The organism is Streptomyces sp. TRM70350, from assembly GCF_019219825.1.
In the GTDB taxonomy this organism is placed as follows: Bacteria; Actinomycetota; Actinomycetes; order Streptomycetales; family Streptomycetaceae; genus Streptomyces.
Genome location: NZ_JAHUXH010000033.1, coordinates 20,349 through 45,553, shown reverse-complemented (window position 1 = coordinate 45,553; position 25,205 = coordinate 20,349). Strand labels below are relative to the sequence as shown.

The 25,205-nt window shown below is 70.6% G+C and carries 23 protein-coding genes; 8 read left to right on the top strand and 15 right to left on the bottom strand.

Annotation, left to right across the window (positions count from 1 at the left end):
- Nucleotides 1-38: 38 nt before the first annotated feature.
- Genes KWI83_RS32225 through KWI83_RS32215 form a run of 3 tightly spaced genes read right to left on the bottom strand, consistent with a single transcriptional unit; the run spans nt 39 to nt 2,647 of the window.
- Nucleotides 39-1,514 carry a glutamate--cysteine ligase gene (locus KWI83_RS32225; protein ID WP_218517923.1) on the bottom strand — a complete coding sequence of 492 codons (1,476 nt, stop codon included), beginning with the start codon at nt 1,512-1,514 and terminating at the stop codon, nt 39-41.
- A 55-nt stretch (nt 1,515-1,569) separates the two neighbouring features.
- Nucleotides 1,570-1,824: an EF-hand domain-containing protein gene (locus tag KWI83_RS32220; RefSeq protein ID WP_218517922.1), complete on the bottom strand. Its 255-nt coding sequence runs from the start codon at nt 1,822-1,824 to the stop codon at nt 1,570-1,572.
- Nucleotides 1,825-1,858: 34 nt separating this feature from the next.
- On the bottom strand, nt 1,859-2,647 hold the full coding sequence (locus KWI83_RS32215; RefSeq protein WP_218517921.1) for a DUF4253 domain-containing protein: 789 nt from the start codon (nt 2,645-2,647) through the stop codon (nt 1,859-1,861).
- Nucleotides 2,648-2,989: 342 nt separating this feature from the next.
- Between KWI83_RS32215 and KWI83_RS32210 the strand changes: the two genes are divergently transcribed.
- Entirely contained in the window at nt 2,990-3,349 is a 360-nt protein-coding gene (locus tag KWI83_RS32210) for a DUF805 domain-containing protein (protein ID WP_218517920.1), read from the top strand.
- 53 nt (nt 3,350-3,402) lie between these two features.
- Here the strand turns inward: KWI83_RS32210 and KWI83_RS32205 are convergent, their stop codons facing one another.
- Both KWI83_RS32205 and KWI83_RS32200 read right to left on the bottom strand, forming a co-directional pair.
- A complete protein-coding gene (locus KWI83_RS32205) occupies nt 3,403-3,651 on the bottom strand; it encodes a DUF397 domain-containing protein (RefSeq protein WP_218517919.1) in 249 nt (82 codons plus the stop codon).
- Entirely contained in the window at nt 3,648-4,475 is an 828-nt protein-coding gene (locus KWI83_RS32200) for a helix-turn-helix transcriptional regulator (RefSeq protein ID WP_256363099.1), read from the bottom strand. Before KWI83_RS32200 ends, KWI83_RS32205 begins: the two co-directional genes overlap by 4 nt.
- 113 nt (nt 4,476-4,588) lie before the next feature.
- Between KWI83_RS32200 and KWI83_RS32195 the strand changes: the two genes are divergently transcribed.
- On the top strand, nt 4,589-5,005 hold the full coding sequence (locus tag KWI83_RS32195; RefSeq protein WP_218517918.1) for an ATP-binding protein: 417 nt from the start codon (nt 4,589-4,591) through the stop codon (nt 5,003-5,005).
- Here the strand turns inward: KWI83_RS32195 and KWI83_RS32190 are convergent.
- The 5 genes from KWI83_RS32190 to argS all read right to left on the bottom strand — a co-directional run bounded on the left by KWI83_RS32190 (nt 4,983) and on the right by argS (nt 13,160).
- Complete coding sequence (locus KWI83_RS32190; RefSeq protein ID WP_218517917.1) at nt 4,983-6,989, bottom strand: vWA domain-containing protein; 2,007 nt, start codon at nt 6,987-6,989, stop codon at nt 4,983-4,985. The two genes, KWI83_RS32195 and KWI83_RS32190, sit on opposite strands and share 23 nt — an antisense overlap.
- Nucleotides 6,986-8,266, bottom strand: coding sequence for a KH domain-containing protein (locus KWI83_RS32185; protein ID WP_218517916.1), 1,281 nt, complete (start codon nt 8,264-8,266; stop codon nt 6,986-6,988). Before KWI83_RS32185 ends, KWI83_RS32190 begins: the two co-directional genes overlap by 4 nt.
- Complete coding sequence (locus KWI83_RS32180; protein WP_218517915.1) at nt 8,263-10,062, bottom strand: hypothetical protein; 1,800 nt, start codon at nt 10,060-10,062, stop codon at nt 8,263-8,265. Before KWI83_RS32180 ends, KWI83_RS32185 begins: the two co-directional genes overlap by 4 nt.
- A gap of 2 nt (nt 10,063-10,064) precedes the next feature.
- On the bottom strand, nt 10,065-11,252 hold the full coding sequence (locus KWI83_RS32175) for a hypothetical protein (RefSeq protein WP_256363098.1): 1,188 nt from the start codon (nt 11,250-11,252) through the stop codon (nt 10,065-10,067).
- Between the two features lie 138 nt (nt 11,253-11,390).
- Nucleotides 11,391-13,160, bottom strand: coding sequence for an arginine--tRNA ligase (argS, locus tag KWI83_RS32170; RefSeq protein WP_218517913.1), 1,770 nt, complete (start codon nt 13,158-13,160; stop codon nt 11,391-11,393).
- 136 nt (nt 13,161-13,296) lie between these two features.
- On the opposite strand from argS, the gene lysS reads away from it, so the two are divergent.
- Nucleotides 13,297-15,042, top strand: coding sequence for a lysine--tRNA ligase (gene lysS / locus KWI83_RS32165; RefSeq protein WP_218517912.1), 1,746 nt, complete (start codon nt 13,297-13,299; stop codon nt 15,040-15,042).
- A 72-nt stretch (nt 15,043-15,114) separates the two neighbouring features.
- Here lysS and KWI83_RS32160 read toward each other — a convergent pair whose 3' ends face one another.
- The 3 genes from KWI83_RS32160 to KWI83_RS32150 form a co-directional block, all read right to left on the bottom strand.
- Entirely contained in the window at nt 15,115-16,353 is a 1,239-nt protein-coding gene (locus tag KWI83_RS32160) for a DUF2637 domain-containing protein (protein WP_218517911.1), read from the bottom strand.
- A 166-nt stretch (nt 16,354-16,519) separates the two neighbouring features.
- Nucleotides 16,520-17,365 (bottom strand): DUF3558 family protein, encoded by an 846-nt coding sequence (locus KWI83_RS32155; RefSeq protein WP_218517910.1) that lies wholly within the window; start codon nt 17,363-17,365, stop codon nt 16,520-16,522.
- A 94-nt stretch (nt 17,366-17,459) separates the two neighbouring features.
- Nucleotides 17,460-18,299 carry a DUF3558 domain-containing protein gene (locus KWI83_RS32150; protein WP_218517909.1) on the bottom strand — a complete coding sequence of 280 codons (840 nt, stop codon included), beginning with the start codon at nt 18,297-18,299 and terminating at the stop codon, nt 17,460-17,462.
- A gap of 169 nt (nt 18,300-18,468) precedes the next feature.
- On the opposite strand from KWI83_RS32150, the gene KWI83_RS32145 reads away from it, so the two are divergent.
- Nucleotides 18,469-19,662, top strand: a complete 1,194-nt coding sequence (locus KWI83_RS32145; RefSeq protein ID WP_218517908.1) for an RtcB family protein — start codon at nt 18,469-18,471, stop codon at nt 19,660-19,662.
- Nucleotides 19,663-19,854: 192 nt separating this feature from the next.
- Here KWI83_RS32145 and KWI83_RS32140 read toward each other — a convergent pair whose 3' ends face one another.
- A complete protein-coding gene (locus tag KWI83_RS32140; protein WP_218517907.1) occupies nt 19,855-20,622 on the bottom strand; it encodes an SDR family NAD(P)-dependent oxidoreductase in 768 nt (255 codons plus the stop codon).
- Nucleotides 20,623-20,761: 139 nt separating this feature from the next.
- Entirely contained in the window at nt 20,762-21,097 is a 336-nt protein-coding gene (locus KWI83_RS32135) for a YnfA family protein (protein ID WP_218517906.1), read from the bottom strand.
- A 97-nt stretch (nt 21,098-21,194) separates the two neighbouring features.
- Here KWI83_RS32135 and KWI83_RS32130 point away from each other — a divergent pair, with 97 nt between their 5' ends.
- From KWI83_RS32130 to KWI83_RS32115, 4 genes are all read left to right on the top strand, one after another.
- Nucleotides 21,195-22,286, top strand: coding sequence for an LLM class flavin-dependent oxidoreductase (locus KWI83_RS32130; RefSeq protein WP_218517905.1), 1,092 nt, complete (start codon nt 21,195-21,197; stop codon nt 22,284-22,286).
- Nucleotides 22,283-22,876 carry an FMN reductase gene (locus tag KWI83_RS32125; protein ID WP_218517904.1) on the top strand — a complete coding sequence of 198 codons (594 nt, stop codon included), beginning with the start codon at nt 22,283-22,285 and terminating at the stop codon, nt 22,874-22,876. The genes KWI83_RS32130 and KWI83_RS32125 overlap by 4 nt, the downstream gene beginning before the upstream one ends.
- Nucleotides 22,877-22,949: 73 nt before the next feature.
- Nucleotides 22,950-23,675, top strand: coding sequence for a response regulator transcription factor (locus KWI83_RS32120; RefSeq protein WP_218517903.1), 726 nt, complete (start codon nt 22,950-22,952; stop codon nt 23,673-23,675).
- 9 nt (nt 23,676-23,684) lie between these two features.
- Complete coding sequence (locus KWI83_RS32115) at nt 23,685-25,121, top strand: HAMP domain-containing sensor histidine kinase (RefSeq protein WP_218517948.1); 1,437 nt, start codon at nt 23,685-23,687, stop codon at nt 25,119-25,121.
- Nucleotides 25,122-25,205 lie beyond the last annotated feature (84 nt).

Here is a 25,205-nt window from a genome sequence, read left to right as displayed (position 1 = left end):
TCGGCTCCAGGGCCCGGATCTGAGGTTCCGGGCTCCCGTCAGTCGACCGGCCAGGTGTGGGCCGGGGCGTTGAGGTGCATGTAGTCGATGTAGAGCTGCGTCATGCGGCGCAGGGCCTCGTGGCGGCCGGGCGCGTGGGTGGCGGCTCGGTGGAACATCTCCTTCTGCCAGACCGCTCCGTTGCGGGCCGTGACGCAGCGCTGCTCGATGATGCCGAGCAGGGGTTCTCGCCAGGCCTCGTCCATGCCGGAGTGTTCCAGGCCCCGGTGGGCGAGGGGGAGTAGGCGCCGCAGGACCAGTTCGGGGGCCGGGACCTCGCCCATGCCGGGCCAGTACAGCAGCGCGTCCATGCCGTGGCGGGCCGCCGTGTGCAGGTTGTCCTCGGCGGCCGCGAAGGACATCCGGGACCACACCGGGCGTTCCTCCTCCACCAGGGCGCGGGTGAGGCCGTAGTAGAAGGCGCCGTTGGCGAGGGTGTCGGCGACGGTCGGGCCGGCGGGCAGTACCCGGTTCTCGACCCTGACGTGCGGTTTGTCGTGGGCGATGGCGTAGACCGGGCGGTTCCAGCGGTAGACGGTGCCGTTGTGGAGGGTCAGCTCGCCGAGTTCCGGGATGTCGCCCCGCTCCAGTGTCTCCAGGGGGTCCTGTTCGTCGCACAGGGGGAGGAGAGCCGGGAAGTAGCGGAGGTTCTCCTCGAAGAGGTCGAAGACGCTGTTGATCCAGCGTTCCCCGAACCAGACCCGGGGCCGCACCCCCTGCACCTTGATCTCCTGCGGGCGGGTGTCGGTTGCCTGTTCGAAGAGGGGGATACGGGTCTCGTGCCACAGTTCCTTGCCGAACAGGAACGGCGCGTTGGCCGCCAGCGCGACCTGGATCCCGGCGATGGCCTGGGCCGCGTTCCAGTAGCCGGGGAACTCCTCCGGGGAGACCTGGAGGTGGAACTGGGTGCTGGTGCAGGCGGCTTCCGGGGTGATCGTGTCGGCGTAGGTCCGCAGCCGGTCGACGCCGTCCACCTCGATGCGCAGGTCCTCGCCCCGGGCGGCGAAGACCTGGTCGTTGAGCAGCCGGTAGCGCGGGTTCTCGGACAGCGCGCACTCACCGACGTCCTCCTGGCGGAGTGTGGGGAGGATACCGATCATGATCAGGTGCGCGCCGACCGACCTGGCTCGTTCGTCGGCGTGGTTGAGCGCGGCGCGGATCTCGGACTCCCAGGAGTCGGGGCCGCCCTCGGTCAGCCGGCGGGGCGGGACGTTGATCTCCAGGTTGAACCGGCCCAGCTCCGTGGACCACGCCGGGTCCGCGATCGCCTCCAGTACGTCGCTGTTGCGCATGGCGGGCTCGGCGGCGTCGTCGACCAGGTTCAGCTCGATCTCCAGCCCCACCTGCGGTCGCTCGGACTCGAACCGCGCCTCGCGCAGCATCTGGGCGAACGCGTCGAGGCACCTCTGCACCTTGATCCGGTACCGGCGGCGGTCCTCGCGGGTGAAGACCACCTCCGGGACATCGCGTCCCATCGGGCCTCCCGGGCTCGCACTCCTCACTCCAGCGTCGCACCAGGTGGGCGGAATGTCAGCGCCAGCCGAAACGGCGGTCCACCACCGCCGAGAACTCCTCCAGGGTCAGTACGGCGTCCCCGTTCTGGTCGGCCGCGTCGAACAGTGCGGAGGAGGCGTCGGCGTCTCCCACGCCCCAGAACGGCAGAACGCCGGAGGCGGCGAGGGTGGGGCCCTTCGTGCGCAGGGCGGTGATCACCTCTTCGCGGGTCAGGGTCCCGTTCTTGTCCAGGTCAAGCGCCTCGAACAGCTTCCGCGCCTTGTCGCTCATGGTGTTGTCCTCATTCCCGCTTCCGGCTTCCGGCTCAGTCCCACCAGAAAGACCAGATTTCCTGGTCGATCAGTTGCTCGGCGTAGGCGTCGAGGGACGGGGTGCTGCTCTGGTTGATGGTGTCGGGGCAGAACGCGAAGTGTTCGACCGCCACCGCCTGCGCTTCGGCGGGGGTGGTGGGCGGTGCCGCGACCGAGAGGATCAGCTGGTCGAAGGTGAGGGCGACGACGCGTACGCCGAAGCGGTCCTCCCAGGAGCGGAGTACCGCGCACAGGCGCGCCACGTCGTTCTCGTGGTTCACGGGGCCCGACCAGCCGATCGCCGCCGGGATGTCGGCGCTGCGGCGGGCGGGGACGAGGGCGAGGCGGGGTTCCTTGAGCCAGGTTCCGTCCGTGAGGAGGTGGTCGGCTATGTCCGTGGCCAGGGTGTCGGGGTCGGGGGAGGCGGAATCCGGCCGGGGTTCGGGTGCCAGGCCCGGCCAGTCGTCGTCCTCGGTGTCCTCCCAGTACTCGGCCAGTACCTCGTCGGGGTCGTGATCCCCGGGGTACGAGGTGTCGCCGGGCATCAGTTCCCAGCCCTCGGGCCCGCCCTGGCTGCCGCCGACGTCTATGAGCAGCGGGAGCAGGCCCGCGGTGCGGCGGGCCGGTGCCAACGCCGTCCAGTCACCGGGGGTCGCGGGCTGCACGGCGTGCCACAACAGCGGCTCGTGCCAGCGGCCTTCGTCCGTGACATCGATCAGTGTCCCGGGCTGCAGCGTGAGACCGAGGGAACGGCCGCTCGGGTCGGTCGCCAGCGTGGGCAGCGGGTTCGGAAGAGTCGCCATGCCAGTGACTGTAGAGGCGGCCACTGACAACGGGCCCGGAGCGGAGGGCCGGGGCGGGCGGCGAGGCAACGGTTCGAGATCGTTCCAGCCTCGAAGCGGCGTAGGAGCGGCAACGGATCGCACACGGTTCGGCGGCTCCTGGGTGTCGTGGTCGGTGATCTTGGCGGGATGTGTCCGGAAAACGACGGCTGTTCGTCGTCGGGAGTGCACGGTCCGGGGTCGGTCGGAGGGATGAGCAGGGCGTATCTATCGCGTTGACGGGACCGCGTCAGCTACGTACGGTCTGCGCTTGGCCGGATCCGATCGGTGAGGCTTCCGTACATCGATCCCTGGGGGGATGCAATGAACTGGTTCGTCGAAGTCGTCAAGAAGTACGCGGTGTTCAGCGGGCGTGCGCGTCGCAAGGAATACTGGATGTTCGCGCTGGTCTACACGATCATTGCCGTCGTGCTGGCGATCGTCGACGCCGCCGTCCTCGGCTCGCAGATCCTCACCGCCATTCTGACCATCGGGCTCCTGCTGCCCGGTCTGGGCGTCACGGTACGGCGGCTCCACGACGCCGGTCGTACGGGCTGGTGGATCCTCATCGGGATCATTCCGCTCGTCGGCTCCATCGTGATGCTGGTCTTCCTCTGCCTCGACGGCGAGGCGGGCGCCAACAAGTACGGCGAGAACCCGAAGTTCGCTCCGGCCCAGGCCTGACGTACGGACGCACAAGCCCTGGCCGCCCGGTTCCTCCGGGCGGCTTTCGGCGTTCAGCGGGCGGCGAACTTCGTGAACGCCGTCCAGGTGGCGGGGGTGACGTGGAGGGTGGGGCTGTCGTCTGCCGGGTTCTTGGAGTCGCGGATGTGGATGGTGTGGGGGCAGAACGCGACTTCCAAGCATTCGCCGCCCTCGTCGCCGCTGTAGCTGGACTTGCGCCAGGTGTAGGCGACTTCCAGGCATTGCCCGCCTTCGCTGCTGCTGTAGGACGACTTGAACCACTGAAGGGCGTCGGCGCTCATTGCTCTCCTAGCAGGCGATCCAGCAGGCCCATGGAGTCTTGTGTGGTCAGGGCCTGGGTTCGCAGCATCGCATACTTGCGCGACAGGATGGACACCTCATCCGGGTCAGAAACCCACTGGCTGCCGCGCTGGCCTTCGATGTAGGCGAGGTGCTGGTGGTCCGGGGTCTCCAACAGTACGAACGGGCCGTTGAGACCGGCGTGCGACGGGCTGGACAGTGGCAGGAACTGCACGGAGAGTCCGGGGAGTTCGGCGCACGCGCGCAGGTGGCGAAGCTGCTCGGCGTGGACCTCGGGTCCCCCGACGGCCAGGTTGAGCACCGGCTCCCAGATGACGAAACTGACGGTCGGCGGGACCCTGCGGCGCAGGATGTCCTGGCGGCCGATTCGAGCCGCCGTCTTGGTTTCGATCTCGTCCTCGGCGTACGCGGGGACGCGTTCGCGGAGGACGGCGCGGGCATACGCCTCCGTCTGAAGCAGGCCGGGCAGGACCTGGTTGGCGTACAGGGACAGCGCAATGGCCTCCTGCTCATGCTGGATGTACAGCTCCGCCCACATCGGGAACTGGTCGATCTCCGGGAGGTTGTCGACGCCCGCCTCCAACAACCCCTTGAGATCCAGCACTTGGTCCAGGCGGACGGCGAGGTCCGGTGTGAGTCGGCGTCTGCCCTGTTCGATCGAGGCGATGGTCTCCTCGTCGACGTTGACGATCTCGGCCAGTGAGCGCTGGGTGAAACCAGCCGCGCGGCGACCGGCGCTGAGCTGTGCGCCGAGCATCTTCATGGCCGTCAGGTTCTTCTTCCGCGGCGGCTTCTTGGCGTTCAAGATGGTTCAACTCCCCACGCGTGCCCGTGCGCGACCCTGTGTGAAGCCGTACAAAAAATCCGTACGCTCTCACACACTGATCAACGCTAGTGACTCTGCGCGACATTCGTCCCGTGAATGCCGAAGTTGAACTCCCCTATCAGCGCGACCAGTTCTACGCCCGCCACCGCCGGTCCGTGTCCGCGGCCCGGCACTTCACGTGCTGGTCCCTCAGGTACTGGGGGCTCGGAGAGTGGGAGCGGGCCGAGGACGTGGCCGTGTGTGTCAGTGAGCTGGCCACCAACGCCCTGCTGCACGGCGTACCGCCGGGGCGGGGTTTCCTGCTGCGCGTGCGGTACGACGGGGACGTACTGCGGGTGGAAGTGCACGACAGCGGGGGTGGTGTGCCGCGGGTTGCCGACGAGGCCGACGAGGGCGGGCGGGGGCTGCTGCTCGTGGCCGCGCTCAGTGACAAGTGGGGCGTGGGGGAGCGTGAACCCGGCAAGGTGGTGTGGTGCGAGTTCGTCATCAGTCGTAGCCCTGCGATTTGATGCGGATCCCCCCTGCGGCGGCCGGGCTCGCCTGCGCGGCGGGTGCAGGGTCCTCCGGTGTGGCCGGTTCCGGGTCGGGGGCGGCGTTGAGTATCGCGTGTGCCTCGTTGAGCAGGGCCGCCAGGTCGCGGACCAGGCCGAGTTGCAGGGCGTGCCAGGCGTCGGCGTCGTCCTCCAGTGGGGCGTAACTGCCCGTGTGCTTGTGGATGATGCCGCCCGCGATGCGGTTCCGCTCGGCGCGTTCCTCCATGTCGCGGTCGTGGTGGTAGAAGTTGCGCAGTTCGTGCAGCTGCGACATGCGGCCGTCCCAGAAGGGGGCCGCGAGCTGAGGCAGGTCCAGTACCTTCGCGGGATCCTTCTTGGGGATGCGCAGGGGTCCGTGCAGGCGCTCGTTGAAGACCTGGTACGCCACCGACAGCCAGGCCGTGAAGTCGGCGCGATCGGCGCACTGGCGGCGCAGGCGGGCGAAGTCGTCGGGCGGTGAGGAGCGGAGCAGCTGGTAGCCGAGGCGGGCTCGGGACGCCTCGCAGACCCTGCTGTAGGCGACCAGGGCGTCTTCCACCGATGCCTCCCAGGTGCGCCGCTGCCGGGGGTCGGTGGTGGCGCGGCGCTGGGGCTCGGCGGCCAGTTGTCCGGGGGTGAGCTGGAGCGCGGGCAGGCGGGGGCGGGCCGGGCGGCCCACGGCTCGTACGACTCCGCTGCCCAGCTCGGCGAAGTACTTCTCCAGGACGTCCAGGCCGCCGATGCGCTGCCGGTCGCCGCCCGCGACCGTCACCAGCTCGCCCAGCATGCGGTGGTTGGGCACCATGCTCTCGTGGGCCTGCGGGGTCCAGCCGGGGCGGTGCCGCTGGGACTGCCACCAGCGGTCGAACAGGGCCTCGTCGCTGATGCCGACCGCGTGCAGGCGGATGCCCAGGCCCGCGTGCAGGTCCTCCATGAGCGACACCGGGTCCTGGGTGCCGGAGACGGACTCGCCGCTGCGTTCGTCGGGGAGCGGCGCGAAGTGCGCGCCGTCGCTGACCAGGACGACGAGGCGCTCGTTGCCGGGGACGCCGTAGCGGTGGAGGAGTTCACCGGCCTTGTGCAGCGCCTTGCCGATGTCCGTACCGGACTGGCGGTAGTTGAGGAGGGACACGGCCTCGCGCAGTCGCTGGACGGAATGGGGGTCCGAGACCTCCTCCATGCCCCAGCGGCTGGGGAACATCGGTTCGTGGTCGTGGTCGAAGCGGACCAGGGCGAAACGGGTGCCCACGCCGTCGTAGCGCATCCGGGCGTCGATCATGGCGCCGAGCGCGTCCTTGAGGGCGTGCATCCGGGAGATCGTGGTGCGGCTGGTGCTGGTGCGCAGACGGCTGAGCCAGTTGCCCTCGTCGCCGACCGTGGCGGGAATGTCCTCGATGCTCATGGAGCCGCTGCAGTCGGCCAGCACGACGATGTCCACGCCGCTGCGCTCACCCGGCGCGAAGAGGGTCAGCCGGGTCTCCGGGCCGACGCGCAGGAGGCCGCGCAGCGGCCGGCCACCGTGGTCGAGGGCCTGGCGTACCAGGAAGAGGGTGCCGGAGGCGTCGATCCAGACGTCGGGGGACGCCTCGAAGCCGTGGGCGAAGACGTGGCCGCAGAGGAGCGGGGCGCCGCGCAGCAGGGTCGCGGCGTCGTCGAGGGACGGGCCCGGGGGGAGTTCGAGTTCCAGCATGGCGGGGACGACGGCGTCCGCCGATGCGAGCTCCCAGCCCTCCTCGGGCGTGACGCGGTGCTCCTGGACCAGGGCTGCGGGGGCCACGATCACGTCGGCGGGGACGCCGGGTGCGGGCAGGAGTCGTACCGCCACCGAGCGGGTGCCGCCGGTGTCGTGCACCTGGAGGACGGCCGCCGACTCGTCCGTCAGCCGGGACGGGGAGACGGCGAGCCGGTTGTCGGCGACCAGGCCGGGGCCCGTCGCCGTGACGAGCCGGGTGTCGGCCGCCGAGAGCTTGAAGGCAGTCATCCGCGCTCCACTTGAATGTTCACGCCCACACGTTGCCCCAGTTGCTTGATGTTCGACCCGCCCTTTCCCTTGAAGAGGCCCTGGAGATGATCCGGCACCCGGACGAACAGGATCTGGCTGCGCGGCCGGAAGTCGGAGAACCGCACGGCGTCGGCGAGTTCGTGCCGGCCGCCGCGGCGCAGCTCCTGCACCAGGCGGTCGAAGTGACCGCGGCCTTCGACGTGTTGCTCCCGGAACCGCGCGATGTCCTCGCGTCGTGAGGCGCGGTGCCCGGCGAGCAGCTCCAGGGCGGTCGAGAGGTTCGTGTCACGCGGTGTGCGGCCGCGCAGCCCCTGTTCGACGGTGGTGAAGAGGCGGTCGACGGCCTCCATGTCGAGCACGGTCCCGCGGGTGTTGATCAGGATGTGCCGCACGGTGCTGATGCGCGGCAGCGGAACCCGGCGACGGGTCGCCGATCTGCCGCGGCCGCTGCGGGCCACGGTACCGGCCAGGATCACGTCGATCAGGCCCTCGGGCGGGGTCGAGGAGAGCTGCTGGTGGTGCCGGGTGCACAGGGCCAGGCCGCGGTTGTACGGGCCGTAGACCTGCCAGCGCCGGGCGTGCTCGGCGCAGATGCGGCGGCCGCACGGTTTCATCGCCGACAGCGTGCGGTGTTCGCATCGGATGTAGCCGCTGCCGGTGCAGCGCTCCTGCTCGCACGCAGGGAAGCGCTCGGCGTGACAGTCCTCGCAGTAGGCGGCGGTGGGGTCGCCTGGGTGGCGGCGCAGATGCGTCTCGCACCACGCCTTGCGGGTACGGCAGTGCGGGCCGCCGCAGTAGGCGACGGCCTTCGTGCCGCACCGGCACGCGGGCGTGTGGCTCGGGCAGGTGGCGCGCAGGCTGCCGTCCAGGAAGACGGCGTGCGCCTCGCAGGCGCGGCCCACGCGCTGGCCGTCGTCGCAGCCGGGGCACTTGTACGGGGCGTAGGTGGTGGTGCCCGCCGCTCGGCAGGTGGTGCAGGCGTGCCGGATCTCGGGGGGCTCCAGGACGCCCCGGACGGCGAAGTGCGTGGCGGGGCCGAGCGGCCGCGGCGCGGTGGCCGGGGCGAGGAACCAGACCCCGACCTCGCCTTCGTCGCCGAGATCGAACCGGACCCGGGGCCCGGCCATCGGGTCGAGCGTGAGCACCGCCGGTTCGAGGCGCTCCCACAGCGCCACGCACTCGTCCGTGGAGCGGGGGACGCGCCGGAACGCGCGCAGATCCAGGGTCACCGGTACGACCGGAGCGTGCTGGGTCATCGGTCGGCCTCCTCACGCGGAGCCACGAGCAGCACCTCGACCGTGCCGCGCTTCTCGTCCTCGCGGGCGGTGTAGGTCGTGTCGGTCAGCAGGATGTGCCGTACGCCGCCGGGTGCCCGGCCCATCCTGCGCAGGGAGTCGCGCACCTTGGCGCGGTCCTGCGCGGGCAGGTCCCAGTGCAGCAGCGCCACCCCCTGCTCGCCCGCGGCGCGTACGGCACGGGTCGCCGCGCCGTCCTCCCACGACGACAGCGGCTCCTCGCACCGCACCCGCTGCCCGGCCTGCGGCCGCAGCACCCGGCGCAACGCCCGCGCCTCGTCGCGGCCCCGGGAGCGCAGCGGGCGGGTGAGGTCGAGGGCGCCGCCGGTGCGGCAGTAGGAGCGGAGGGCGTCCAGGACCTCGGGGGCGGGGATGTCGGGTTTGGCGAGCCGGTCCAGGAGCTGATCCGCGGTGAGGGGCGCCGGGCGGTCGGGCTTCCGGCGTGACTCCGGCTTCCGGTTCTGCTGAGGCCGTCGGTCCTGGTCGGGTTTCCGGTCCGGCTGCGGCGTGGGCTCCGTTATGCGGTCCGTGAGCCAGATGCGGGCCGCCGCCCAACTACCGGGAGCGAGAGCCCTGTTGGTCGCGCTGAGGTGGTCCGTGGTCAGCCAGTCGGGGGTGGCCAGGCCCTGGGAGAGGCGTTCGGGGGCGAGGGCGGTCCGATCGTCCGTGTGCCAGCGGGTCAGCAGGTCGTTCTCGTTGCGTACGAAGGCGGAGGTGCCCGCCGACTCGGCCAGCTCCACGCCGATGAACAGCGGGGCCAGTTCATCGACGGTGGCGTCCAGCTGGCGTAAGTACGGAAGCAGCTCGGACAGCAGCGCGCGCACCGCACGGCCCGCGGGCTGTGTCCTCGGCGGTCCCTCGACGCGCCTGCCCTGATCGACGCGGAGTTCGGCGGCGAGGCCGTGCGCGACGGCCCGGGCGCGGTTCTGCTCGATCAGGGACTGCGGCACCTGACGTACCCGCCGTCCCGTGCGCTCCAGGTCGCGGGACCACATGGCCAGGGCCTGCACGAGCAGCGCGTGCGCCAGCGTGGCACCGACGGTGACCTGGGCGTCGAACAGCCGCACCGTGACCTCGCCGTCGGCGCCCGCCTCCGGCACGCCGAGCGGGCTGACGTCCATGGCCTCCAGGCGGCCGACCCGCTCCTCCTGGCGCAGCCGGGTGCGCACCCGCTCCAGGTGCTCCGGCGAGCACGAGTCGAGGTAGCGGGTGCTGACCTGGTCGAAGGAGCGGGAGAGACGTGCCGAGCCGCCCGGTGCGACGCCGCCGGGGCCGTACAGCTGGCGGCCGGTCAGGGCGATGAGGGGTGCGGTGTGCTCGCGTAAGAGATTGGTGAGCAGCTCGCGCTGGACCGGGCCCAGCACCTCGGCGGAGTGCAGGTCGGCGCAGAGCCCGGCGGTCGGGTCGGCCTGCTGCTGCCAGCCGGTGGGAAGCAGCAGGCCGCCGCGGCGGTGGACCTCGGCGGCCACCTGGGCGACGGACGCCGCCAGTGCTCCGGCCACGTGCGCGCGGGACGCCGGGTCGTGCAGCGAGACGCGGCCGGTGTCGATCCACAGCGCGGCGCGGGTGCGTGCGCCGCCCCGCAGGGCGTACGGCTGACCGGACGGGCTCGTGGGAAGCAGCGGCGGGTTGGCCAGCAGCGCGGCGACCAGCTCCGCGGCGCCTCGGCCGGGGCCGGGATCGGGGACGTACACGCTGTATCCCTTGGCGATCCGCTGCCTGAGCGGACCGGAACGGTAGAGCGCCACCAGGGCCATGTTCAGTCCTCCGCCCTGTCCCACACCGTGTCGGACACCAGGCCCCGCAGCGACGGGAGCAGTACGAACGCCGTGATCGTGAGCAGCAGCGCGACGACGGTCGTGACGAGCAGCGTCCAGGGCCCCGGCGTGCCCCACAGCGCCCCCGCCGCGTACGCCACGCCGAACGGCAGGCCCACCGCCGACAGCAGGCCCAGCGCGACCGAGGTCCGGCGGGAGCGGGCCGCCTCCACGTAGCGGGCCGTCTCGGCGAGGCCGGTTCCGGTGTGTGCCAGCAACTGGTCCAGGCGGTGCTGTTCCTGGAAGCGTTCGAGCAGCTCGTTGGCCTTGCCGCGGGAGGTGATGTGGGACGACCACAGGGCGCGGCGCAGCTCGATCAGGCGGCCTTCGAGACGGAGCAGGCGCTTCGCGTCGGACTCACGCACGGTCAGCGCGGAGCCGGTGTTGGCGAGGGAGTTGGCGCCCAGGTGCTGGAGCCGCCCCAGCAGGAACACGTCGAGGTAGATGGTGTGAACAAGGTGGGCGGCGGTGGCGTGGAACGTCTCCTCGCCGCCGGGGTCCGGGGAGAGACCGACGAACGCGGCCCCGTCCCGCAGCACCAGCGCCTGCCAGTCGGCGGAGAACCGCACCCGGCCCGCCAACAGGTCGGTGTCCTCGGGGTCGGGGGCGAAGCGCTCCAGAGGGCTTCGGGAGGCCAGCAGCCACAGCCACTGGTCGGGCGTGCTCCAGGAGGCGTACGCGGCGGGCATCACCGTGGGCGGCGGGCCCTGCGGGAACGTCACGTGCGCCAGGGTCCAGGCGCGGCTCGCGCCGTCGGCGACCCGTACGCCCCTCGGCAGGAGCTTCGCCAGCCGGGCGTGGTCGGTGGGGAGGGCGGCGAGGGCGGCCAGCTCGGCCAGCGGGTCGTCGCCAAGCCGGACGTGCAGGACGCAGAGGCCCGCGTCGCGGTCCGGCAGACCGGCGGCGGCGGGCACGCGAAGTAACTCCATGGCCTCCACAGCGGGTTCGTCCGCGTCGGCCGGGCGGCGCAGGTGCCAGCGGGCCGGGCGGGCCGGGGTGCCGAACAGGGACGCGCCGACGCGGGGTTCGAAGTACGTCAGACGCCGGTCACGGTCGGCGGCCGACCCGTCGGCGAGCAGCGCGGGCAGCGGCCCTTCGGCCCACTCCGCGGGCAGGTGCTCCGCCGCCAACCCGACATCGAACACGACGCATGACGAACTCCGCCGCGTCGTCCGTCCCCCGGACATCCGCAGTCCCCCTCGATGACCAACGGTCTCAAAAGGTAACAGGACAAGCGCCGTTGGAGGGTCGAGCGGGGAAACCGGCTGTCAGAGACGCTCGGGGGTCCTGATGCCGAGGAGGGCCATGCCCTGGTGCAGGGTGCGGGCCGTGATGTCGCACAGGAACAGGCGGTTCTCGATCCGCTCCGGGGTCTCGGCCTTCAGCACCGGGCACTTGTCGTAGAACGACGTGTACAGCGACGCCAGCTGGTACAGGTACGCCGCCAGCTTGTGCGGGGCGTACTCCGTCGCCGCCTCCGCGACCGTCTCCGCGAACGCGTCCACGTGCAGGCCCAGCGCGCGCTCCGCCTCGTGCAGGTCCAGCTCCGGGTGGGCCTGCGGGCGGGACTCGCCGGCCTTGCGGAGGATCGACTGGATACGGGCGTAGGCGTACTGGAGGTAGACCGAGGTGTCGCCGTTCAGCGAGACCATCTGGTCCAGGTCGAACTTGTAGTCCCGGTTCGCCGACGTGGACAGGTCGGCGTACTTCACCGCGCCGATGCCCACCTGGGCGCCGCGCTCGGCGATCTCCTCCTCGGACAGGTCCTGGGCCTTCTCCCGTACGACCGCGGAGGCGCGGTCGATCGCCTCGTCGAGGAGGTCGACCAGGCGGACCGTCTCGCCCTCACGCGTCTTGAACGGCTTGCCGTCCTTGCCGAGGACCGTGCCGAAGGCCAGCTGGTACGCCTTCACGTCGTCGTTCAGCCAGCCCGCCCGGCGGGCCGTCTCGAAGACCATCCTGAAGTGGAGGGACTGGCGGGCGTCCACCACGTAGATCAGGCTGTTCGCCTTCAGGTTGAAGACGCGGTCGCGGATCGCGGACAGGTCCGTCGCCGCGTAGCCGTAGCCGCCGTCCGACTTCTGCACGATCAGCGGGACCGGCTTGCCGTCCGGGCCCTTGATGTCGTCGAAGAAGACGCACAGCGCGCCCTCCGAGCGGACGGCCACTCCTGATTCCTCCAGGAGGCGGCAGGTCTCGGCGAGCATGTCGTTGTAGCCGGACTCGCCGACGATGTCGGGGTCGCGGACCTCCATGTCCAGCTTCTCGAAGACGGAGAAGAAGTAGATCTTCGACTCGTCGACGAACTTCTGCCACATGGCGAGGGTGTGCGGGTCGCCGGCCTGGAGGTCGACGACGCGGCGGCGCGCCCTGGTCTTGAACTCCTCGTCGGAGTCGAACAGCTTGCGGGCGGCCTTGTAGAGGCGGTCGAGGTTCGACATCGCCTCCTCGCCGGAGACCGCGGTGTCCTCGATGCCGGCCTTGTGGTCCAGCTCGTGCGGGTGCTCGTCGAGATACTGGATGAGCATGCCGAACTGGGTGCCCCAGTCGCCGATGTGGTGCCGGCGGATGACGTTCTCGCCGGTGAACTCCAGGAGCTGGACGACCGAGTCGCCGATCACCGCGGAGCGGAGGTGGCCGACGTGCATCTCCTTCGCCACGTTGGGCTGGGCGTAGTCGATGACCGTCGTGCCGGGACGCTCCGCTCGGGGTACACCGAGACGGTCGGTGTCGGCGTACCGGGCCGCGAGGTTCTCGATGATCGACCTGTCGGTGAGCGTGACGTTCAGGAAGCCGGGGCCCGAGACTTCGATGTCCTTGATCACGTCACCGGTGACCACCTGGGCGACGACCTGCGTCGCCAGGTCACGAGGGTTCGCCTTCGCCTTCTTGGCGAGTGCCAGAATGCCGTTCGCCTGGAAGTCGGCCCGGTCGCTACGTCGCAGCAGCGGGTCCGCGGTGGTCTCCGGCAGGGCTGCGGAGATGGCGGAGGCGAGCTGCTGGTTGACGGAGTCGCTGAGGGACGTGACCGGGGCCATAGAAGTGGGTGCCGTTCTCCTCGTGGGTTCAGATAGACACGGTCAGTATCCCATGGGGGGTAAAGCGGTTTTCCCGGGCGCGATGCGGTCTGGGAGAATGGAGAATCTCCACCACAGCTCTCAGGAAAAAGAGGACGTGCCGATCGTGGCTCTGAGCACCGAGACCACCGACTGGGTCTCCCGTTTCGCGGATGAGGTCATCGAGGAGTCGGAGCGTCGGGCCCCGGGCAAACCCGTCGTCGTCGCGTCCGGGCTCTCGCCCTCCGGGCCCATTCACCTGGGGAACCTGCGGGAGGTCATGACCCCGCACCTCGTCGCCGACGAGATCCGGCGGCGGGGCCGTGAGGTGCGGCATCTGATCTCGTGGGACGACTACGACCGGTACCGCAAGGTGCCCGCCGGTGTCGCCGGGGCCGACGAGTCCTGGAGTGAGCACATCGGCAAGCCGCTGACCTCCGTGCCGGCGCCCGCCGGGTCGCCGTACCCGAACTGGGCCGAGCACTTCAAGGCGGCCATGATCGAGTCGCTGGGCGAGCTGGGCGTCGAGTTCGACGGGATCAGCCAGACCGCGCAGTACACCTCCGGGGCGTACCGCGAGCAGATCCTGCACGCGATGCGGCACCGGGGCGACATCGACGCCGTGCTCGCGCAGTACCGGACCAAGCCGAAGGCTCAGGCCAAGAAGTCGCAGCAGAAGCCCGTCGACGAGGCCGAGATCGAGGCCGCTGAGGGCTCCGGGGCGGCGAGCGAGGACGACGGCAGCTCCGGCTCCGCCGGGTACTTCCCGTACAAGCCCTACTGCGGCAACTGCGAGAAGGACTTCACCACCGTCACCTCCTACGCCGACAACACCACCGAGCTGACGTACGCCTGCACGGCCTGCGGCTTCTCCGAGACCGTCCGGCTGAACGAGTTCAACCGCGGCAAGCTGGTCTGGAAGGTCGACTGGCCGATGCGGTGGGCGTACGAGGGGGTGATCTTCGAGCCCAGTGGTGTCGATCACTCGTCCCCGGGGTCCAGCTTCCAGGTGGGCGGCCAGATCGTCGGGATCTTCGGCGGCAAGCAGCCGATCGGGCCCATGTACGCGTTCGTGGGGATCTCCGGGATGGCGAAGATGTCGTCGTCGCGGGGCGGGGTGCCCACCCCGGCCGACGCGCTGAAGATCATGGAGCCGCAGCTGCTGCGCTGGCTGTACGCCCGGCGCAGGCCCAACCAGTCGTTCAAGATCGCCTTCGACCAGGAGATCCAGCGGCTCTACGACGAGTGGGACAAGCTCGACGCCAAGGTGGCCGACGGCTCCGCGCTGCCCGCGGACGTGGCCGCGCACTCCCGTGCGGTGCGCACGGCCGCCGGTGAGCTGCCGAAGACCCCGCGGCCGATGCCGTACCGGACCCTCGCGTCCGTCGCCGACATCACCGCCGGGCACGAGGACCAGGCGCTGCGGATCCTCAGCGAGCTGGACCCCGACAAGCCGCTCGGCTCGCTCGACGAGGTGCGGCCCCGGTACGCCAAGGCCGAGGCGTGGATCAACACGCACGTGCCCGCCGACCAGCGGACCATCGTGCGCGAGGAGCCCGACGTCGAGCTGCTGAAGTCGCTCGACGAGGCGTCCCAGCAGTCGATCCGGCTGCTGCTCGACGGGCTGGCGGAGCACTGGTCGCTGGACGGCCTGACCCACCTCGTGTACGGGGTGCCCAAGGTCCAGGCGGGCTTCCCCGCCGACGCCACGCCGAAGGAACTGCCGCCGGAGATCAAGACGGCCCAGCGGGCGTTCTTCGCGCAGCTGTACCACCTGCTGGTGGGCCGGGACACCGGGCCGCGGCTGCCCACGCTGCTGCTGGCGGTGGGGCAGGAGCGGGTACGGAGGCTGCTCGGGGAGTAGGACAGAGAGGGGCCCTCAAGCGAGGGCCCCTTCGTCTTGCTTTGTCTTACTTCCTCTTGCCTTCACTTCGTCTTACGCGATGTGGTCTTCTTCCAGTTCCGTGTAATGGCGGTTCGTGAAGTCGTTGACCAGGCGTTTGGCCTCCGAACCGTCGAGGCGGATGCCGAACTCCGCCTCGATGTTGTCCATGAGCTGGTTCGGGGTCGGGTAGCTGCCGTTGATCGACTGCTTGAAGACCTGGTAGAACGACTCGTCGTCCGGTACGGGGGGCAGGGATCCGACGCCTTCGCCCAGTTCCCGGGTGCGGCCCGGGCCCACCGGGATGGGGAACGTGCCGGTGTCCTCCGGTGAGGGCTCGGGGACCGGCGGGGGTTCCTCGTACTGCTGCTGGTACTGCTGGGACTGCTCCGCCCGGCGCTGCTCCTCGTACCACTCGGCGTACGCGGCTTCCGGGTCGTAGTCGGGGTCGTAGCCGCCGTGGTACTCGATGGTCTGCGGGTCGCGGGCGTGGAGCCAGGGGTTCTGGTGCTCCGGCTGGTCGAGGTGCGCGGAGTCCTGGTCGCCGTCGCGTTGGGGGCGCTGCTCGCTGGGAGGTGCCGCAGCCGACTCCAAGGCGTGCTGCTGCGGTGCCGGTGGTATCAGTGTCGGCTCGATGCCCGCCGCCGCCAGTCCCGCCGGGGCCGTGTCCGCGAGGGGGACGCCGTACTTGGCCAGGCGCAGCGGCATCAGGGCCTCCACCGGGGCCTTGCGGCGCCAGGCACGGCCGTAGCGGGAGCGGAGGCGGGCCTGGTAGACGAGACGTTCCTGCTCCAGCTTGATGACCTGGTCGTAGGAGCGCAGCTCCCACAGCTTCATCCGGCGCCAGAGCAGGAACGTGGGGACCGGGGAGAGCAGCCAGCGGGTGAGGCGGACGCCCTCCATGTGCTTGTCGGCCGTGATGTCCGCGATGCGGCCGATCGCGTGCCGGGCCGCCTCCACGGCGACCACGAACAGGATCGGGATGACGCCGTGCATCCCGACGCCCAGCGGGTCCGGCCAGGCCGCCGCGCCGTTGAAGGCGATCGTCGCCGCCGTCAGCAGCCACGCCGTCTGGCGCAGGAGCGGGAAGGGGATGCGGATCCAGGTGAGCAGGAGGTCGAGGGCGAGCAGGACGCAGATGCCCGCGTCGATGCCGATGGGGAAGACGTAACTGAAGTCCCCAAAGCCCTTCTTGAGGGCGAGCTCGCGTACGGCCGCGTACGACCCCGCGAAGCCGATGCCCGCGATGATCACGGCACCGAACACGACCACGCCGATGAGAACGCGGTGCATCCGTGTCAGCTGAAGTGGCGCGGCCACCCGTATTCCCCTCCCACTGCGTGTTGTTGCGCGCCCAACAGAGTGGCACATGTGTACGGGGAGCGGGTGGCCGGATCGTGTACGTCAGCCCTTCCGTGACACTTCCGGTGGCTGCCGGTGATCCCCCGGGTCCCCGGGGTCAGCTCTTCTTCGCCGGGGTCGCGGACGAAGTGGCGGAGCCGGAGGGGGAGTTGGTGCCGCCCGGAGTCGCCGAGGCGTCCGTCTCGTTCGCCTTCGTGACCGCGGTCACCGCCTCCTTGGCCGCCTTCTTCGCCGCCTTCATCAGGTCGTCGGCGTCCGGTGTCTCGTCGCCCGCCAGGCCCGCGCCGTTGTAGTCGAGGGTGACGACGACGTTCTCGACGCGCGCCACGATCGTCTGCTGCTTGAAGGCGCCTTCCTTCTTCTTCAGGTCGTAGCGCACGGCCGTCGCCTGGTCACCCGTGCCGGTGAGCTGCTCGGCCTTGGTGTTCTTGGCGCCCTCGGCCGACTGGACGTCGGTGACCTGCTTGTCGTAGTAATCCCGCGCCCGCTGCTCGCCCGAGCCGCGCGTGACGTCGGACTCGAAGCGCAGCAGGGAGACGTTCAGCCAGCGGAACTGGGAGCCCTTGACGCCGTTGTTGTCGAGGCTGTCCCAGGAGCAGCCGGCCCGGGCCGACACATCGTCCGAGCTGCCCTCCTTGCCCGACTTGCCCGCCTCCGGGACCAGTTCCTCCAGCGTCTTCTTCGACAGCACCTTGCACGGCTCGGGCAGCTTGGCGTACGCCGCCGCCTCAACGGTCGGCGAGGGGCTCGCGGAGGCGCCCGCCGGGCTCTCGGACACCTGCTTGGCGTCGGCGCCGGAGCCGGAGTCCGAGGAGCAGCCGGCGGCGATCAGCATCACGGGGACGGCCGCCGCGCCGACAAGGACGCGGCTGAGGCGGCGGCTGGCTCGCTGGTAAGGCTGGTCGGCTCGCTGTGCTCGTCGCTGCATGGTTCCTTCACTCATGACACTCGGGTTACGGGTCCGAGGGGTCACGGTACGCGGTGAGGGAACTGTGCGGACTCGGTTCGGTCCCTTCACGCGGGGGCCCGAAGCAGCGCTACTCCGCGAGCGAATCGGCCAGCTGCGCGGCCAGCTTCCGGGCCCTGTCCTGCATTTCCTTGCTGTCCGGGACGACTCCGACGGTCGCCGGCTGCTCCTCGTACTCGATGGTCACGATGACGTTGGACGTGCGGAACGCCACAGTCACCGTGCGCCGTTTGGCCGTCGAACCGGAGCTGCTCAGCTCGTCGTCGACGAAGGCCTCGTCGGCGAGGTCGTCGAGGACGCGGGGCTGGAGGGCGGTGGGGGTGGCGGTGGCGGTGGCGCTCGATGTGCCGCTGGGGGTGCCCGAGGGGGTGCCGGGGGAGACGGTGGCGGACGGGGAGGTCGCCCCGGTCGGGGACTCCGACTCCGTCGCGGTCCCCGTCTCCGTCTGCGTCGCCGTGGGCTCCGGCAGGTCCGCCGCCTCCTGCTCGGCCGCGAACAGCTCCTGCGCCTGGTTGTCGTCGCTGACCGCGTTGTCGTACGACACCACGCGCTCGAAGTCGACGAACAGGTGGTTCGTGGCGGAGGTGGACTCGACCTTCCAGCGGCAGCCGACCTTGCGGTCGTTGTCGTAGGTGAGCGTGGGCTTGCCCTGGTAGGCCTGCTCGCGCTGTTCCTCGTCGGCGATCTGCCGGAGGCCGGGCAGGAGGGAGTCGAGGGTGTCCTCGCGGACCGCGCGGCAGGGTTCGGGGAGGGTGCGGTAGCGGCCGGGCTGGGCGGCCGCCGGTGCCGTACCGGCGTTGTCGGAGTTGGCGCTGTCCGTGGTGTCGCCGTCGTCGGAGCCGCCGGTGCAGCCGGCCAGCAGGGCCGCGAGGAGCGCCGCGACGCCGGTTACGTACGCCTTCCGCTGCACGGTCAGGCTCCTCTCGCTGGTTAATCGCTTGCTGTCCCGGGGCTCACCCTGGAGACAATGTGTATCGCACGCGCTGCCGTGAACGCCGGTCCGTTGTCCTTTACGTCGACCTTGGCGCCGGTTTTGCGTTGTGAGGCTTTGATTTTCTTCCGGGGGAAATGAGGACGATATGTCGTATGTCGAGATGCCGGGCGCGAAGGTGCCGATCCGTCTGTGGACGGACCCCGCGACGGTCGAGGACGTGGCGCTCCAGCAGCTGCGGAACGTCGCGACGCTGCCGTGGATCAAGGGGCTCGCGGTCATGCCGGACGTGCACTACGGCAAGGGGGCGACGGTCGGGTCGGTGATCGCGATGCGGGGCGCGGTGTGCCCTGCGGCGGTGGGGGTGGACATCGGGTGCGGGATGTCGGCGGTGAGGACGTCGCTGACGGAGAACGATCTTCCCGGGGATCTGTCGCGGCTGCGGTCGAAGATCGAGGCGGCGATTCCGGTGGGGCGGGGCATGCACGACAGCCCCGTCGACCCGGGGCGGCTGCACGGGTTCGCGACCGGGGGGTGGGACGACTTCTGGGCGCGGTTCGACCGGGTTGCTGAGGCGGTCCGGTTCCGCAAGGAACGGGCGGCTGCGCAAATGGGGACCCTTGGCCACGGAAATCATTTTGTCGAGATTTGTGTAGATTCATCCAGTTCGGTGTGGCTTATGCTCCACTCCGGTTCCCGGAACATCGGCAAGGAACTCGCCGAGCACCACATCGGCGTGGCCCAGAAGCTCCCGCACAACCAGGGCCTGATCGACCGCGACCTCGCCGTCTTCGTCGCGGACACCCCGCAGATGGCGGCGTACCGCAACGACCTGTTCTGGGCGCAGGAGTACGCCAAGTACAACCGAATGATCATGATGGCGCTCCTGAAGGACGTGATCCGCAAGGAGTTCAAGAAGGCCAAGCCGGTCTTCGAGCAGGAGATCTCCTGCCACCACAACTACGTGGCGGAGGAGCGGTACGAGGGGATGGACCTGCTCGTCACCCGCAAGGGCGCGATCCGGGCCGGCTCCGGGGAGTACGGGATCATCCCGGGCTCCATGGGCACGGGCTCGTACATCGTGAAGGGTCTGGGCAATGAGAAGTCCTTCAACTCCGCCTCGCACGGCGCAGGCCGGCGGATGAGCCGTAACGCCGCAAAGCGGCGCTTCTCCACGAAGGACCTGGAGGAGCAGACGCGGGGCGTGGAGTGCCGCAAGGACTCTGGTGTGGTGGACGAGATCCCGGGCGCCTACAAGCCGATCGAGCAGGTCATCGACCAGCAGCGGGACCTGGTGGAGGTCGTGGCGAAGCTGCGGCAGGTTGTCTGTGTGAAGGGCTGATGCGCTGAGGTCCCCGGTGAGCCGGGGGTCTCGCCGGGTTGAAGCCTGTGCTGGTGGCCGCGCTTGCGTTGCGACCCGCATGGACGTGTCGCTGACCGGCATCGAGAAGTGCGGCGGCGAGCACGCCAGGAACCACGCGGGCGCGCCCCGGGCAAGGCTCGACTTGCGCATGATGGGCGGGAGCCCGGGGAGTTACTTCGCGCGGTGGACCTTCGTGTTGGACGCCTGGGCTCGGGGGCGGACCACCAGGAGGTCGATGTTGACGTGGCTGGGGCGGGTGACCGCCCAGGTGATGGTGTCGGCGACGTCGTCGGCGGTGAGGGGGTCGGGGACGCCCTCGTAGACCTTCGCCGCCTTCTCCTCGTCGCCGCCGAAGCGGGTCAGGGCGAACTCGTCGGTCCTGACCATGCCGGGGGCGATCTCGATGACCCGGACCGGCCGGCCGACGATCTCCAGGCGGAGCGTTTCGGCCAGGACGTGGGCGCCGTGCTTGGCGGCCACATAGCCCGCGCCGCCCTCGTACGTCGCGTGGCCCGCGGTGGAGGAGACGACCACCACCGTGCCGTCACCGCTCGCCTCCAGCTTGGGGAGCAGGGCCTGGGTGAGGTTGAGGGTGCCGATGACGTTCGTCTCGTACATCTGGCGCCAGTCCGCCGGGTCGCCGGTGGCCACGGGGTCGGCGCCCAGTGCGCCGCCCGCGTTGTTCACGAGCACGCCGACCGTCTTGAAGGCGGTCGCGAACTCGTCCACCGCCGCGCGGTCGGTGACGTCCAGGGGGTACGAGGTCGCCTGGCCGCCGGCCGCGTTGATCTCCTCGGCCAGCGCCTCGATGCGGTCCTTGCGGCGGGCGGTGAGGACGACGCGGTAGCCCGCGGCCGCCAGCTGCCGTGCCGTCGCGGCGCCGATTCCGCTGCTGGCGCCGGTGACGACGGCGATACGGGAGGCTGCGGTGGGGGTCATACGGCTGCTCCTCGGTGGAGATCGGGGGCCTGGTCGCCAGGATAGGCAAGGGGTGGGTGGCGGAGTGGGGTTGGGGGAGTGGGGTGGGTGATCCCACGGTGCGTTTCCTGGCTTCGGTGCCGGTCGGTCGTCGTGCGGGTCAGTCGCCGCGCGGCGCGTACATGATCACCGCCATGCCGACGAGGCAGATCAGCGCGCCCGTGATGTCCCAGCGGTCCGGGCGGTAGCCGTCCGCGATCATGCCCCAGCCGATGGAACCGGCGACGAAGATCCCGCCGTACGCGGCGAGGACGCGGCCGAAGTGGGCGTCCGGCTGGAAGGTGGCGACGAAGCCGTAGGCGCCGAGGGCGAGGACGCCGCCGGTGATCCAGAGCAGGCCGCGCTGCTCCCGGTACCCCTGCCAGACCAGCCAGGCGCCGCCGATCTCGAAGATCGCGGCGATGACGAAGAGGGCGGCGGAGCGGAGGACGAGCATGGGGTCAGCCTGGCATGCCGGGTTCGCGGAATACGGGGAGCGGGGTGCCGGTTTCCCGGTATGGTTGAACGGTCAACAACTTGGAGGTTGAGCGACCATGCAGTTCGGGATCTTCAGCGTCGGCGATGTCACGCCGGACCCGACCACGGGCCGTACGCCGACCGAGCGCGAGCGGATCAAGGCCATGGTCGCCATCGCGCTGAAGGCGGAGGAGGTGGGGCTCGATGTGTTCGCCACCGGTGAGCACCACAACCCGCCCTTCGTGCCGTCCTCGCCCACGACCATGCTCGGCTACGTCGCCGCCCGCACGGAGCGGCTGATCCTCTCCACCTCCACCACCCTGATCACCACCAACGACCCGGTGAAGATCGCCGAGGACTTCGCGATGCTCCAGCACCTCGCCGACGGCCGGGTGGACCTGATGATGGGGCGCGGGAACACCGGGCCGGTCTACCCGTGGTTCGGGCAGGACATCCGGCAGGGCATCAACCTCGCCATCGAGAACTACGCCCTGCTGCACCGGCTGTGGCGCGAGGACGTGGTCGATTGGGAGGGGAAGTTCCGCACGCCGTTGCAGGGGTTCACCTCGACGCCTCGGCCGCTGGACGACGTACCGCCGTTCGTCTGGCACGGGTCGATCCGCTCGCCGGAGATAGCCGAGCAGGCCGCGTACTACGGCGACGGGTTCTTCCACAACAACATCTTCTGGCCCGCCGATCACACCAAGCGGATGGTCGAGCTGTACCGGGCCCGGTACGCCCACTACGGGCACGGCACGCCCGAGCAGGCGATCGTCGGGCTCGGCGGGCAGGTGTTCATGCGGAAGAACTCGCAGGACGCGGTGCGCGAGTTCCGGCCGTACTTCGACGTGGCGCCGGTGTACGGGCACGGGCCGTCCCTGGAGGACTTCATGGAGCAGACGCCACTGACCGTGGGGTCGCCGCAGCAGGTGATCGAGAAGACGCTGGGCTTCCGTGAGTACGCCGGTGACTACCAGCGCCAGCTGTTCCTGATGGACCACGCCGGGCTGCCGCTGAAGACCGTGCTGGAGCAGATCGACATGCTGGGCGAGGAGGTCGTGCCGGTGCTGCGCAAGGAGTTCGCGGTCGGGCGGCCGGCGAACGTGCCGGAGGCGCCGACCCACCAGTCCCTGCTGGCCGCCGCTTCGGAAGGGGTGAGGGTCGAATGAGGCTCGTCGTGGTGTCCGCGGGGCTGAGTGTGCCGTCGTCCACACGGCTGCTGGGCGACCGGCTGGCCAAGGCCACCGCTGGTCGTGTCGCGGCGGACGTGGAGGTCGTCGAGCTGCGTGAACTCGCCGTGGAGATCGCGCACAACTTCACCAACGGGTTCCCCGGGCGGGCCCTGTCCGCCGCGATCGACGCGGTCACCGGGGCGGACGGGCTGATCGTCGTCACGCCGGTGTTCTCGGCGTCGTACAGCGGGCTGTTCAAGTCCTTCTTCGACGTGATCGACCCGGAGGCGCTGGTGGGCAAGCCGGTGCTGATCGCCGCGACCGGCGGCAGCGCCCGGCACTCCCTCGTTCTGGAGCACGCGCTGCGCCCCCTCTTCTCCTATCTGCGGGCCGTGGTCGTCCCGACCGCCGTGTACGCCGCCTCGGAGGACTGGGGCGCGCCGGGCCTGGACGGGCGGATCGAGCGGGCGGCGGGGGAACTGGCGGGGCTGATGACGGGGTTGCCCGGAGCGAAACCCGCCGTTGAGGAGGGCTTCCAGGTGGTCCCGTTCGAGGAGCAGCTCGCCGCCCTGCGTTCCGACAGGTGAGAGGCCAGTAAGAGGATCGGTGGCGGCTCGCTCGTCAGGTCGTACGACCGCCGCGCTTTGCCACACTGGACAGGTGCCCCAGACTGTTCTGCTCGCCGAGGACGACCGCGCGATCCGGCACGCCCTGGAACGGGCCCTGACCCTGGAGGGCTACCGGGTCACCGCGGTCGCCGACGGTGTCGAGGCGCTGGCGCAGGCCCACCGCACGCCGCCGGACGTGCTGGTCCTGGATGTGATGATGCCGGGGATCGACGGCCTCCAGGTGTGCCGGGTGCTGCGGGCCGAGGGGGACCGGACGCCGATCCTGATGCTGACGGCGCTCGTGGAGACGGCCGACCGGATCGCGGGGCTGGACGCGGGCGCCGACGACTATGTCGTGAAGCCGTTCGACGTGGAGGAGGTCTTCGCGCGGTTGCGGGCCCTGCTGCGGCGTACGGCTCCGCCGGAGGCGACCGGGGCCGCCGCCGTCGGCGCACCGGAGAAGGCGGCGCCGCCCGGGCGGCGGATCGAGGCGGCCGGGCTGCGGATGGACCCGCAGGCGCGGCGGGCCTGGCGCGGGGAGCGGGAGCTGGAGCTGACGCGCACCGAGTTCGAGCTGCTGGAGCTGCTGGTGCGCAATGAGGGGATCGTGCTCGACCACTCCACGATCTACGACCGGATCTGGGGGTACGACTTCGGGCCGGGGTCGAAGAATCTCGCCGTGTACGTCGGTTATCTGCGCCGGAAGCTGGACGAGCCGGGGGCGCCGCAGCTGATTCACACCGTGCGTGGGGTGGGTTACGTGCTGCGGGAGGACTGAGTGGGGCTCCTGCGGAGGGCCGGATCCGGTGCCGGTGCCGGTGCCGGGTCCGGTGGGTGGTGGCGGCCGCGACTGGTGTCGTTGCGGACGACGTTCGCCGTGTCCTTCGCGACGGTGACCGCCGTCGTCACCGTGCTCGTCGGGATCCTGTCCTACAGCGCCGCCGCCCGGCTGGTGCGGGTCGACCAGCAAACGGTGTTCGACGAGGTCGTGCAGGATCTGCGGGTCGAGGTGGGCGAGCGCCGGATGGTCCCGGAGGACTTCTCCTCCGCGCCGGGGCACGACTTCGTCCGGCCCGCCCGTACGGATGTGCAGGTGCTCGGCCCGGACGGCGGTGTCGTCGACCCGGGCAGTCCCGGGCTGCCGGTCACCGACGCCGACCGGGAGATCGCGGGGGCGGCACGGGCGGGGAAGCTGGCCCAGGACGAGGACGTCGATGTCGGGGACGACGTCTACCGGGTCGCGACCGTCGCGCTGGGCGGCGGGCGGGGCGCGGTGCAGGTGGCGCAGGAGTTCAGCGACACCGAGGATCTGCTGCGGGCGCTGCAGCAGCGGACGGTGCTGCTGATGGCGGCGGTGGTGGTCGGGGCGGGGCTGTTCGGCTGGTGGCTGGCACGGCGGATCACCCGTCGGCTGGTGCTCCTGACGTCGGCGGCGGAGGCGGTGGCCCGTACCCGGCGGCTGGGCATCGACGTACCCGTGACCGGCAGCGACGAGGTGGGGCGGCTCGGGCGGGCGTTCGACCGGATGCTGGGGCGGCTCGCGCAGTCGGAGGAGGATCAGCGGCGGCTGGTGCAGGACGCGGGGCACGAGCTGCGTACGCCGTTGACCTCGCTGCGTACGAACATCTCGCTGCTGCGCCGGATGGACGAGCTGCCGCCCCGGACGCGGGACGAGCTGGTCGCCGACCTGGGGCAGGAGGCACGGGAACTGACCGACCTGGTCAACGAGTTGGTGGACCTGGCGGCCGGGCAGTCGGACGCCGAGCCACCGCAGCGGGTCGACGTCGCCGACCTCGCGGAGGATGTCGCGGGCCTGGCACGACGGCGTACCGGGCGGCGGATCGAGGTGCGGGCGAGCGGTGACACGACGACGGAGGGGCGGCCGGGGATGCTGACCCGGGCGCTGTCGAACCTGGTCGAGAACGCGGCGAAGTTCGACGCCGACGGCACCGCCCCGATCGAGATCGTGGTGTCCGGGCCGGCCCGGCCGGGGGCGATCCGGGTGGAGGTCCACGACCGGGGGCCGGGCATCGCGGACGCCGACCTGGTGCGTGTCTTCGACCGCTTCTACCGGGCGGCGGATGCTCGGTCCCTGCCGGGGTCGGGGCTGGGGTTGTCGATCGTGCGGGAGGTGGCGCTGGCGCATGGGGGTGCGCCGTTCGCGTATGGGCGGGAGGGGGGCGGGGCGGTGATCGGGTTCACGGTGGGCGGGAATTCGGCATAGGGCGAAAACGCCGGTGCCTCCCCATGAGAGATCTCATCGGGAGGCACCGGCACTGGCTTCGTTCAGGCGGTCATTCAGACGGTT